Here is a 368-nt window from a genome sequence, read left to right as displayed (position 1 = left end):
TACATCAGGAAGACACTGACGAACACCGCGATCGGGCCGGAGAAGGCGATGGCGTTGTAGGGGCGGATGCCGACCAGACGGGCGATCTCGAACTGGCGCAGCATGAAGCCGATCAGGGCGAAGGCGCCGTGCAGGGCCACGAAGGGCCAGAGGCCGCCGAGCTGGATCCAGCGGACGAAGTCACCCTGGGCTTCCGGGCCCCAGAGCAGCAGCAGGCTGTGGCCCATGGCATCAGCGGGGGTGCTGACGGCAGCGGTGAGGAAGTTGCAACCCTCGAGGTAGCTGCTGGCAATGCCGTGGGTGTACCAGGAGGTGGCGAAGGTGGTGCCGGTGAGCCAGCCGCCCAGGGCCAGATAGGCCGTGGGGAA

The 368-nt window shown here is 67.1% G+C and carries 1 pseudogene; it reads right to left on the bottom strand.

The window, feature by feature from the left end:
* Positions 1–368, bottom strand: a pseudogene (locus tag KUG43_RS11335) (photosystem II D2 protein (photosystem q(a) protein)); the annotation flags it as partial.

The organism is Synechococcus sp. CCY 0621 (assembly GCF_019038465.1).
Classification (GTDB): domain Bacteria; phylum Cyanobacteriota; class Cyanobacteriia; order PCC-6307; family Cyanobiaceae; genus Cyanobium.
This window is presented reverse-complemented; position numbering and strand designations above follow the sequence as displayed.